Genomic DNA, 11,642 nt, shown 5'->3' on the forward strand with positions numbered 1-11,642 from the left:
GCGGCCTGTTCCTTACCCTTCGGGCGGGCATGAGCGTATTCTTCCTGCGGCGGATCCTGACCCTGGTGGCGACGCTGTTCGCGGCCTCGCTGATCATTTTCCTGGTGCTCGACGCGCTGCCCGGCAATGCCGCGCAGATGCTGATGGGCGCCGACGCCTCGCCCGATGCGGTGCGCGCGCTCACCGTCAAGCTCGGGCTCGACCAGCCGCTCACGGTTCGCTATCTGCTCTGGATCAAGGGCATGGCGGTCGGCGACCTCGGCAACAGCTATGTCTATGGCACGCCGGTGGCCGGCCTGATCGCGGAGCGGCTGGTGCTGACGGTCCCGCTCGCGATCATGTCGATGCTGATCACGGTGGTGCTGGCGCTCGCTGCCGGCATCTACACCGCAGCCAACCACAACAAGCTCGGCGATGTCGGCGTGATGTCGTTGACTCAGATTGGCATCGCGCTGCCGAATTTCTGGTTCGCGATCCTCCTGATCCTGCTGTTCTCGGTGAAGCTGCAATGGCTGTCCGCCGGTGGATTTGCCGGCTGGGATGACGGCATCTGGCTCGGGATCCGCTCGTTGCTGCTGCCCGCGATCTCGCTTGCCGTGGTGCAGGCCGCGATCCTCGCCCGCGTCACCCGCTCGGCGGTGCTGGAGGTGCTGCGCGAGGATTTCGTTCGCACCGCGCGCGCCAAGGGGCTCGGCAAGCGCGAGGTGCTGTGGCGTCATGTGCTGCGCAACGCCATGATCCCGGTCATGACCGTGATGGGCCTGCAATTCGCCAATCTCTTGGCCGGCACCATCGTGATCGAGAACGTGTTCTATCTGCCGGGCCTCGGCCGGCTGATCTTCCAGTCGATCGCCAACCGCGACCTGATCGTGGTGCGCAACTGCGTGATGCTGCTCGCCGCGATGGTCGTGACAGTCAATTTCGTGGTCGATGTGCTCTATGCCTTCATCGATCCGCGCATCAAGGTCGCCAACCTGTGAGCGCGCCGCTGACCGCATCCGCCACAGCGGCGATCGCACCGGGCGCGCGGCCGGCGACCGGCTTCTGGCGCCGCGCGCTGCGCCATCGCAGCTTCGTGCTTGGTGCGGTGCTCAGCCTGCTTGTGCTCGGCGCGGCGCTGCTGTCGCTGGTCTGGACGCCGTGGTCTGCTTACGACATCGACGTCGCCGCGAAGCTGCACGCGCCGTCGGCGGTGCACTGGCTCGGCACCGATGTGCTCGGCCGCGACATCGTCTCGCTGCTGCTGGTCGGCGCGCGCTCCACCATCATGGTCGGCGTCATCGCCGTCGGCATCGGCCTGACCTTCGGCGTTGGCCTCGGCCTGACCGCCGCGGCCCGCAAGGGCTGGACCGAGGAGCTCATCATGCGGATGAGCGACTTCACCTTCGCTTTCCCGGCCGTGCTCTCGGCCATTATGCTCGCCGCGGTCGCAGGCCCCGGCATGGTGACGTCGATCACCGCGATCGGCATCTTCCAGATCCCGACCTTCGTCCGCGTCACCCGCGGCTCGGCCAATGCGATCTGGGCCCGCGAATTCGTGCTGGCGGCGCGCGCCGCAGGCAAGGGGTCATTCCGCATCACGATCGAGCATGTGCTGCCGAACATCCTGTCGATCCTGATCGTGCAGGCGACGATCCAGTTTGCGCTCGCGATCCTCGCCGAGGCCGCGCTGTCCTATCTCGGGCTCGGCACCCAGCCGCCGCAGCCGTCCTGGGGCCGCATGCTCAACGATGCGCAGACCCTGCTGTTCCAGTCGCCGATGCTCGCGGTCTATCCAGGAGTTGCGATCGCGATCGCGGTGCTCGGCCTCAATTTGCTCGGCGACGGCTTGCGCGATCTGCTCGATCCCCGTCTGGCGCGGGAGCGTTGAGCATGCGTGAGGTAGGCGCGCCGTTGATCGAGGTGAAGGACCTGGGCGTCCGGCTCAACACCAGCCGCGGCCCGGCGCAGGCCGTCCGCGGCGTCAGCTTCGCGCTTCGCCGCGGCGAGACGCTCGGGCTGGTCGGCGAGTCCGGTTGCGGCAAGTCGGTCACGGCGCTGGCCCTGATGGGGCTCTTGCCCGACAGCGCCGTGATCAGCGGCAGCATCCGGCTCGAAGGCGCGGAGCTCGTCGGCCTGCCCGACGCGGCCTATTGCAAGCTGCGCGGCAACCGCATCAGCATGATCTTCCAGGAGCCGATGACCGCGCTCAATCCGATGCACACGATCGGCCACCAGGTCGCCGAGCCGCTGCGGCGTCACACCGGCATCTCGTCAACCGAGGCGCGGCTGGAAGCCATTGCCTTGCTCGATCGCGTCGGGCTGCCTGATGCGGCGAAGCGGGTCGATGCCTATCCGCACCAGTTTTCCGGCGGCCAGCGCCAGCGTATCACGATCGCGATGGCGCTCGCCTGCCAGCCCGATTTGCTGATCGCCGACGAGCCGACCACGGCCCTTGACGTCACGATCCAGGGCCAGATCCTCGATCTGGTCGCCGATCTCGTCGCGGAGCGCGGCATGTCGATGATCCTGATCTCGCACGATCTCGGCGTGATCGCCGAGAACGTCGAGCGCATGATGGTGATGTATGGCGGCACCATCGTCGAAAGCGGTGCCACCGACGCCGTGTTCACGCGGATGGGGCATCCCTACACGCAGGGCCTGTTCCGCGCCCGGCCGCGGCTTGGCGCGCGCAAGGGGACGCGACTCAGGACCATCGCCGGCACCGTGCCGGAGCTGGCTGACCTGCCCGCGGGATGTACCTTTGCCGATCGCTGCGCGATCGTGGAAGAACGTTGCCGCGCGGCGTTGCCGGCTGTCGTCGATGTCGGCGGCAGCCATGGCGTGCGTTGCATCAGGACCGACGTCTCGATGGCGGCCGGAGGCGTTGGAGCATGATTGTGCTCGATCAGCCCCAGCCCGCGCCCGCGACGCCGCTGCTCGAGGTGACGGATCTCGCGCAACGCTACACCCTGCCGCGTGAAAGCCTGTTCAAGCCGGCGGCGCAGGTGCACGCGCTCAATGGCGTCACGGTGCGGGTCATGCCGGGCAAGAGTCTCGGCGTCGTCGGCGAGTCCGGGTCGGGCAAATCGACCTTTGCGCGGCTGGTGATGGCGCTGGAGCGGCCGACATCGGGCACGGTGTCACTGCTGGGGCGCGACCTCAACCGGATGCCACCGGACGAGCTGCGCCGCGCCCGCCGCGATTTCCAGATGGTGTTTCAGGATCCCTACGGCTCGCTCGATCCGCGGCAGACCGTCGCGCGCATCGTTGCCGAGCCGCTGACTGCGCTCGGGCGGATCGATCGCGGCAGCCTGCGCGAGCGTGTCGCCACGGTGCTGCGGCAGGTCGGGTTGCGCGACGCCGACATGGACAAGTTCCCGCACGAATTCTCCGGCGGCCAGCGCCAGCGCATCGCGATCGCACGCGCGCTGATCACCCAGCCGAAGTTGATCGTCGCCGACGAGCCGGTTTCGGCGCTCGACGTGTCGGTGCAGGCGCAGGTGCTCAATTTGATGCAGGATCTGCAGGATGAGTTCGGACTGAGCTACATGCTGATCAGCCATGACCTCGCCGTGGTCGATCTGCTCTGCGACGAGATCGCGGTGATGTATCTCGGGCGGATCGTCGAGCAGGGTCGGCCCGCCGATCTGTTCGCCCACAGCGCCCATCCCTATACGCGCGCGCTGCTGGATGCGGTGCCGCGGGCCCGGGCAGGCCGCGTCCGGCGGCGCCGCGGCGCGCAGGCGATCGGCTCGCAGGCCTCGGCCGCGGCCGGCTGTCCTTACGCGCCGCGCTGCCCTCTCGCCGACCAGCATTGTCGCGAGGCCGCGCCTGCGCTACGCAGCGTGGGAGACGCCCATCTGGCGGCCTGCCATTACGCCGAAGCCGTGATGGCGCTGCCGCCGGTGGTCGCGGAGGCCGGTTAGTCTATCGTGCGGGACCAGCCCAGGCTGATGAAAGAGCACGTCCGGGGAGCAGACCAATGTTGAGGAAATTGTGCGTCATCGCGGCCGCTGCCGCGCTCGCCGCAGCGCCGCTGCCGGGCCTCGCGCAGGGCAAGAAGGACAGCGTCGTGATGGGCATGACGCTGGAGCCGCCGGGACTCGATCCCACCAACGCGGCGGCCGCGGCGATCGCCGAAGTCACGCTCTACAACGTCTACGAGACGCTGACCAAAATCAACGAGGACGGCTCGGTGTCGCCGTTGCTCGCCGAGAGCTGGCAGGCCTCGTCCGATCTCAGGACCTACACGTTCAAGCTCCGCAAGGGCGTCAAATTCCACAATGGCGAGCCGTTCGATTCCGCGGCGGTGAAGTTCTCGTTCGACCGCGCGGCCGCGCCGACCTCGACCAACAAGGACAGGAGCCTGTACCAGGCTTTCGCGTCGGTGACGGCGCCCGATGCGGAGACCATCGTTGTCGCGCTGAAGTATTCCGAGCCGAACCTGCCGTTCCTGCTCGGCCAGGCGTCGGGCTCGATCGTCGAGCCGAAGAGCGCGCCGACCGATGCGACCCAGCCGGTCGGCACCGGACCCTACACGCTCGGCAACTGGGCCAAGGGCTCGGCGATCACGCTGGTCAAATGGCCGGAGTATCGCAACGCCGCCGCGATCAAGCTCGCCAAGGTGACGATCCGCTTCATCGGGGATCCCGCCGCGCAGGTCGCGGCGCTGCTGTCGGGCGATGTCGACGCGTTCCCGCGGGTTGCGGCGGCACGCAGCCTGGCGCAGTTCAAGGCCGATCCGCGCTTCAATGTGCTGATCGGCGGCTCGCGAACCAAAACCATCGTCGGCATCAACGAGCGCAAGAAGCCGCTCGATGATGTCCGCGTTCGCCGCGCCATCCTGGCGGCGATCGACCGCAAGGCGATGATCGACGGCGCGGTCGATGGCTTCGGCATGCCGATCGGCAGCTTCTACACGCCGGGATCGCTCGGCTATGTCGATACCACCGGCATCAATCCCTATGATCCCGAACTGGCCAAGAAGCTGCTGGCCGAGGCCGGTGTCAAGACGCCGCTGGAGCTCAGCCTCAAGCTGCCGCCGCCGTCCTACGCGCGGCAGGGCGGCGAGGTGCTTGCGGCCCAGCTTGCCAAGGTCGGCATTGTTGCCAAGATCGAGAACGTCGAATGGGCGCAATGGCTGTCGCAGGTCTTCACCGGCCCGCACAATTACGACCTCACCATCGTCGCGCATGTCGAGCCGTTCGACCTCGTGAAGCTGACCGAGCCGGACTACTATCTCGGCTACAAATCCGAGGCGTTCAACGCGCTCTATCAGCAGATCATGGCGACGCCTGACGAGGCCGGCCGCGCCAAGCTGCTCGGCGACGCGCAGCGGATGCTGGCAACCGATGCGGTCGCCGGCTTCCTGTTCCAGCCGCAATTGATCACGATCGCCAGCAAGAAGCTGAAGGGCGTGTGGAAGGACGTGCCGCAGTTCGAGAATGATTTCTCGACCTGGGCTTGGGAGTAACTTGGGAGTAATCTGGGAGGAGGCGATCGCGCCGGCGGAGACCAATGGCCTCAGCCGACGCCGCACCTCGCGCGACGCCGTCGCTTGACGCTTAGTCTCATTTTGCGTGCTGCGCCTGCGAAGGCGATTTTGTCCGGCGATTCGCGAAGGCGCCGGAAGCCACCGATATTGCTCAGGTTGATGCAAGCCCGCGCTTGTAGCACTTCGGTCGCGCGAACGCATGCTGTTGTGGCTTCGCGTCGAGCGCATCGGTTGTGTTTGTGAAGGACAGCGCTAACATGGAACCCGTCCATCGATACCTGTCGTTGTCTTTATTGATCACCCTATTGCAGCGCAACCAAGGCCACCAACGGTGCGCGCTTGCTACGGCGGCCAGGCCTCGAAGGGGAAGTAGCAAACATCATCCCTGATACTGCAACCAAGAAATGACGGGGGAGACTATGTACGTGAAAGGGCTTGCGGCATTCGCCGCAGCGGTCGGCGTTGGCCTGTTGTCCGGTGCTGCCATCGCACAAGAAGTCAAGCAGGAGAAGCAGTCGGTTTTGGGTAACGCCAATGTGCCTCCGGTGACCCAGGAGCAGCTCAACGCCGCCGACAAGAACGCCAAGGACTTCCTGCTCACCAACGGAAATTATGCCCAGACGCGCTTCTATCCGGGCAAGCAGATCGGCCGGGACAATGTGAAGAACCTGCACGTCGCCTGGATTTTCCAGACCGACGTCAAGGAGTCGCTCGAGACATCGCCGATCGTCGTCGACGGCGTGATGTATGTCACGACGTCGTTCAGCCATGTCTATGCGCTCGACGCCAAGACCGGCCAGCAGCTCTGGCACTATGCCCACAAGATGGGCCCGATCACGGTCTATTGCTGCGGTCCCAACAATCGCGGCGTTCAGGTGCTCGGCGACCGGGTCTATCTGGCGACGCTGGATTCCAAACTGATGGCGCTGAACGCCAAGACCGGCGAAGTGGTCTGGACCACCAACATCGCCGATCCCGAGCTCGGCTACAGCGAGACGATGGCGCCGACCGTGGTCAAGGACAAGGTGCTGATCGGCACCAATGGCGGCGAATACGGCATCCGCGGCTTCGTGCGCGCCTATGATGCCAAGACCGGCAAGCAGCTGTGGAATTTCAACACCATTCCGGAGAACTCCGTCGGCGTCTGGGCGACCAAGGACGCCACCGGCCGCGACATGCATCGCAACATCCAGGCCGAGAAGGACATGCTCGCCAAGATCGGAGATCCCTACGCCAAGCTCGGCGGCGGCGTCTGGCAGAACCCGTCGGTCGATCTCGCAACCAACCGGATCTACTTCGTCGTCGGCAATCCGTCGCCCGACCTCGACGGCTCGAACCGCCCCGGCGACAACCTCTACACCAACTCGCTGGTCTCGCTCGATCTCGATACCGGCAAGTATGTCTGCCATTTCCAGTACATCGCCCATGACGTCTGGGATCTCGACGCGGTCAGCCCGACGGTGCTGGTCAACGTCAAGGACAAGGACGGCAAAACGATTCCCGGCGTCATCCATGCCGGCAAGACCGGGCACATCTATGTGCACGATCGCAAGGACTGCAGCCTGATCCGCTTCTCCGAGGCGATGGTGCCGCAGGAGAACATGTGGGTGCTACCGACCAAGGAAGGCGCGCGCATGCTGCCCGGCGCCAATGGCGGCGTCGAATGGTCGCCGATCGCCACCGACCCGGGACAGGAGCTGGCCTACGCCATCAACCTGCACCAGCCGATGACCTACCACGTCGAAAGTTCGGCCTATCCGAACGGCAAGCTGTGGCTGGGCGGCGCCTTCAAGGTGATCCCCAGCGAGAAGCAGTCGGGCAACATCACCGCGGTGAACTACAACACCGGCAAGATCAAATGGCAGGTCAAGACGCCCGAGCCGATGATCGGCGGCATTCTCGCCACCGCCGGCGGCCTGGTGTTCACCGGCGAAGGCAACGGCAAGTTCGCGGCCTATAATTCGTCGAGCGGCAAGGAACTGTGGAGCTTCCGCGCCGGTGCCGGCGTCAACGCGCCGCCGTCGAGCTACATGATCGGCGGCAAGCAATATGTCGTGGTCGGCGCGGGTGGTAACACCCAGCTCGATTACAAGCGTGGCAACAACATCATCGCCTTCACGCTCGACTGAGCCGCGGCGGGATGCATAATCGCGCGTGAAAATATTGACGGCGGGGCGGGACCGGTTCGGTCCCGCCTCTGTTTTCTTCGGATGAGCCAATGTTCGGTAAATTGATGATGTGCGGCGCCGCGCTGCTGCTGATGGCGGCGCAAGCGCGCGCGGAGACGATCGAGGAGAAGGTGCAGGTCTGCACCGGTTGCCACGGCGAGGATGGCAAGCCCGTCGACAAGACCATTCCGACGATCTGGGGCCAGCAGGCCGGCTACCTCTATATCCAGCTCCGCGATTTCAAGCGCGGCGATCGCAAGAGCGAGATCATGCAGCCGATCGCGACCCAGTTCGAGCGCGACGACATGCTGGCGATCGCGGAATATTTTTCGCAGAAGCAATGGCCCGATCTCGGCCAGCCGCGCGCGCCCAAGGATGTCACGGAGAAGGCGGTCAGCGCCAGCCGCTCGGTCGGCTGCCCGGCCTGCCATCTCGATCGCTTCCAGGGCGACGGCACGGTGCCGCGGCTTGCCGGGATGGGACGGGACTACCTCGCGAAAACCATCGCCGATTTCCGCACCCGCGCGCGCGGCAACAATCCCGGCATGTCCGACCTGATGCTGGCGACATCGCCGGATGACCTTGCCGCGCTGGTGGACTATCTGGCGGGACTATAGCGGCGGGCCGCCTCAGCGCGGCGTCAGCTCCTCGCGCAGCGCCGACAGGATGGTGAGATCGGCGGCGTGCTTGCCGGCCTTGTCGGCCAGCGCCGCATCGGCGCCGTGGGCGAGTAGCGCTTTCGCGATCGTCGGATGGTTGCCTTCGGCGGCGATCATCAGCGCCGTGCGACCGCGGGCGTCGCGTTCGTCGACCCTGGCGCCTGCGTCCAGGAGATAGGAGACGACCTCGAGCGCTTGTGCCTCCGGCACGGTCTCATCCGGTCCGGCCGCCCACATCAGCAGCGTCAGATCGTTGGCATAGCGCGCGTTGATGTCGATCTCGAGCCCGAGCAGCTGTTTCAGGATGCCGAGCTGGCCGCCGGCCGCCGCATACACCACCGGCGGCTTGCCGGTGTCGTCGGCCTTGCGGCCGTCGGCGCCGTGCGCCAGCAGCACGCGCACCACCATGTCCCGACCGGCATAGGCGGCGGCCGCGACCGCCGAAGCGCCGCTGCGTCCGGTGAGATTGACGTCGGCGCCGCGGTCGATCAGGCGCTGCACGATCGCGACATGGCCGCGCTCGGCGGCAAGATACAGCGCGGTCGATCCCGCGAGGTTGCGTGCATCGACCGGCGCGCCGCGGGCCAGCAGCAGATCGACCATGTCGAGATGGCCGGAGCGGGCGGCGTGGCTCAGCGGCCTTGCGCCGAGCCGGTCCCGCGCATCGACCGAGGCGCCGCCATCGAGCAGCGCGGTGGCGAGATTGATGCAATCGGCATTGGCCGCCGCAAACAAGGTCAGCGAGATTTCGACTGCGCTGAGCTGCGCCTTGTCGGTCTCGTATTTGCGGATCAGTTCGCGACACCGTGCCGGGTCGGCCGCCGCGAGGCTGCCGTGAACGTGGCCTGCAGCAAACAGCGCGGCGAGGGCGATGCGGCGATACAAGACGTGTCCTCCGTATGGCCTGCTATCAGCATCGCCATTCGGATTGAGCGTCGCATGATCCTTGGTTGATGCCAAGCCGCGCAGCCGCGCGAGAACACGATGACATTATGTGGAATAGCGAGCGCGACCGCGCTGCGCTCCCTCGCCCCGTTCTTACGGGGAAAGGGTTGGGGCGAGGGGTCTCTCAGCGCATGCGAAGCCAGACGGATGCGCGGAGGCTCCCCCTCACCCGGAACGCATCTAGCGATGCGTTCCGACCTCTCCCCGCGTGCGGGGCGAGGTGCAGCGGAGCCCGTTGCCTGCTCTAGCCGGTCTGGCCGGTGCTCGCATGCGCGACGGCGCGCGCGACATTGGCGATCACCTCGTTGCACTTCTCCATCGGAGCACTTGCCCCGGTCAGATAGACCGTCACCACGATCGGCTTGCGGCCGGGCGGCCAGAACACGCCGATATCGTTATAGGTGCCGCGCTCGCCGGTGCCGGTCTTGTCGCCGACGCGCCAGTCGCGGGGCACGCCGGCGCGCAGCCGGGCGTCGCCGGTCTTGTTGGCCACCATCCAGTCCACGAGCTTCTGGCGCGAGGCGGCCTGCAGGACGTCGCCGATCACCACGCGCTGCAGACTCTTCAGCATCGCGACAGGGCTCGTCGTGTCGCGCGGATCGCCCGGCACGGCTTCATTCAGCGCCACCTCCCAGCGATCGAGCCGGCTGACGTTGTCGCCGATGGTGCGGAAGAAGCTGGTGAAGCCGGCGGGCCCGCCGATCTCGCGCAGCAGCAGGTTGGCAGCGGTATTGTCGCTTAGGGTAATGGCGGCCTCGCAGAGTTCGGACAGTGTCATGCTCGATCCGACGTGCTGCTTGGCCACCGGCGCATAGGCCAAGATGTCCTTGGCCTCAACCTGCACGCGCTGGTCGAGGCTGGATTCGCCGCGGTCGACCCGGTGCAGCACCGCGGCCGAGGCCAGCGCCTTGAAGGTGCTGCACATCGGGAACCGCTCGTCGCCGCGCTGGCTCGCGCGCAATCCGGTCTCCATGTCGAGCGCGGCGACGCCGAGCCGGCCGCTGGTCGCAAGCTCGATGCGTGCAAACTCCTCCTGCAGCCGCCGCGCCGGTTCGCCTGGTCCTGCTGCTGCGCTCTGTCCTGCCGCGGCGCTTGGCCTCGGCAGGGTCCAGGACACCGCAAGGCCTAGCGCGCGCAATCCGAATGTCCGTCTCGTCAGCATGTCTCGTCTCCGTTGGCGGCGCGAAACTGCCCAACGGCGTGACGGCGTACAAACAATCATTTATACAACGAGGCATGAGGAAAACTTGGTCATGACGCCGTGCGCCGGCATCTCCCGCTGAACGCCCTGCGCGCCTTCGAGGCCTCCGCGCGGCTATTAAGTTTCACCCGCGCGGGAATGGAGCTGCGCGTGACGCAGACCGCGATCAGCCACCAGGTCAAGCAGCTCGAGGAACTCCTCGGCGCGAGCCTGTTCCGCCGTCTGCCGCGCGGACTGGTGCTCACCGACGAAGGGCTGGCACTGTTGCCGGTGCTGTCAGACGCGCTCGACCGGATCGGGGCTGCGATCGACCGCATCGAGGCCAAAGGCACGCGCGAGGTCGTCACCGTCGGCTGCGTCACGACGTTTGCGACCGGATGGCTGTTGCAGCGGGTCGATCGCTTCAAGCGCGCGCATCCCTATATCGACCTGCGCCTGCTCACCAACAACAACCGTGTCGATATCGCGGGCGACGGGCTCGACCTTGCGCTGCGCTTCGGCGACGGCTCCTGGCACGGCACCGAGGCGATCCATCTGCTGTCCGCGCCGCTCTCGCCGGTGTGCTGCGCTGACGTGGCGGGCCGGCTGCGCAAGCCGTCCGATCTCGCGCAAGAGTTCTTGCTGCGCTCCTACCGCGCCGAGGAATGGCCGTTGTGGTTTGCAGTGGCCGGCGCGCCATGCCCGAAAATCCAGGGACCGATCTTCGACAGTTCGGTTGCGATGGCCGAGGCGGCCGCGCGCGGTGTCGGCGTCGGGCTGGTGCCGACAGCGATGTTCAAGAACGAGCTGGCGTCGGGCCGGCTGCTGCGGCCATTCGCGGCTGAAGTCCCGGCGGGGTCGTATTGGTTGACCTGGCTGAAGTCGCGCGAGGTGACGCCAGGCATGCGCGCGTTCCGCGACTGGCTGCTCGACACGCTGCGGGCGGAGGTGAGTGAGGTGGAGGACGCCGTAGCACCTGCGCCGCGGCGGAACATCAAGGCAAAGGCCAGACCGAAGCCACGGACCAAGACCAAGGGGCGTTAACTTCCGACGACGTGATTCCAACTACCGTCGCCACAATTTCTGAATTATCGAATAATGCCGCTGATTTGCCCGGCACGTCAAGTGCCGTGTCGAATGCCCGCGGTCGCCGGCTGCTTTGCATGGGGTTGTTTTCGATATTTCTTGGAGGTGCGCCCCCGCGACGGCTGGCT

Annotated in this window: 10 protein-coding genes; 8 read left to right on the top strand and 2 right to left on the bottom strand. The window is 66.3% G+C overall.

Annotation, left to right across the window (positions count from 1 at the left end; genetic code table 11):
• The first annotated feature begins 29 nt into the window (after window positions 1-29).
• From HAP47_RS10160 to HAP47_RS10190, 7 genes are all read left to right on the top strand, one after another.
• Window positions 30-980: an ABC transporter permease gene (locus HAP47_RS10160; RefSeq protein ID WP_173638368.1), complete on the top strand. Its 951-nt coding sequence runs from the start codon at window positions 30-32 to the stop codon at window positions 978-980.
• On the top strand, window positions 977-1,870 hold the full coding sequence (locus HAP47_RS10165) for an ABC transporter permease (RefSeq protein WP_173638367.1): 894 nt from the start codon (window positions 977-979) through the stop codon (window positions 1,868-1,870). The genes HAP47_RS10160 and HAP47_RS10165 overlap by 4 nt, the downstream gene beginning before the upstream one ends.
• A 2-nt stretch (window positions 1,871-1,872) precedes the next feature.
• Window positions 1,873-2,877, top strand: a complete 1,005-nt coding sequence (locus HAP47_RS10170; RefSeq protein WP_173638366.1) for an ABC transporter ATP-binding protein — start codon at window positions 1,873-1,875, stop codon at window positions 2,875-2,877.
• Entirely contained in the window at window positions 2,874-3,908 is a 1,035-nt protein-coding gene (locus tag HAP47_RS10175; protein ID WP_173638365.1) for an ABC transporter ATP-binding protein, read from the top strand. Before HAP47_RS10170 ends, HAP47_RS10175 begins: the two co-directional genes overlap by 4 nt.
• Before the next feature lie 56 nt (window positions 3,909-3,964).
• On the top strand, window positions 3,965-5,455 hold the full coding sequence (locus HAP47_RS10180) for an ABC transporter substrate-binding protein (RefSeq protein ID WP_173638364.1): 1,491 nt from the start codon (window positions 3,965-3,967) through the stop codon (window positions 5,453-5,455).
• Between the two features lie 425 nt (window positions 5,456-5,880).
• Window positions 5,881-7,605: a pyrroloquinoline quinone-dependent dehydrogenase gene (locus tag HAP47_RS10185; RefSeq protein ID WP_231168827.1), complete on the top strand. Its 1,725-nt coding sequence runs from the start codon at window positions 5,881-5,883 to the stop codon at window positions 7,603-7,605.
• Between the two features lie 89 nt (window positions 7,606-7,694).
• Window positions 7,695-8,261: a c-type cytochrome gene (locus HAP47_RS10190; RefSeq protein WP_231168828.1), complete on the top strand. Its 567-nt coding sequence runs from the start codon at window positions 7,695-7,697 to the stop codon at window positions 8,259-8,261.
• A 12-nt stretch (window positions 8,262-8,273) separates the two neighbouring features.
• Here HAP47_RS10190 and HAP47_RS10195 read toward each other — a convergent pair whose 3' ends face one another.
• Both HAP47_RS10195 and bla read right to left on the bottom strand, forming a co-directional pair.
• Window positions 8,274-9,188, bottom strand: a complete 915-nt coding sequence (locus HAP47_RS10195; protein ID WP_173638363.1) for an ankyrin repeat domain-containing protein — start codon at window positions 9,186-9,188, stop codon at window positions 8,274-8,276.
• 304 nt (window positions 9,189-9,492) lie between these two features.
• Window positions 9,493-10,410, bottom strand: a complete 918-nt coding sequence (bla, locus tag HAP47_RS10200) for a class A beta-lactamase (RefSeq protein WP_173638362.1) — start codon at window positions 10,408-10,410, stop codon at window positions 9,493-9,495.
• A 99-nt stretch (window positions 10,411-10,509) separates the two neighbouring features.
• On the opposite strand from bla, the gene HAP47_RS10205 reads away from it, so the two are divergent.
• The gene (locus HAP47_RS10205; protein WP_173638361.1) at window positions 10,510-11,472 is read left to right on the top strand and encodes a LysR family transcriptional regulator; all 963 of its coding nucleotides are present in this window, start codon (window positions 10,510-10,512) and stop codon (window positions 11,470-11,472) included.
• Window positions 11,473-11,642 lie beyond the last annotated feature (170 nt).

This window comes from Bradyrhizobium sp. 41S5 (genome assembly GCF_011516665.3).
Lineage (GTDB): Bacteria > Pseudomonadota > Alphaproteobacteria > Rhizobiales > Xanthobacteraceae > Bradyrhizobium > Bradyrhizobium quebecense.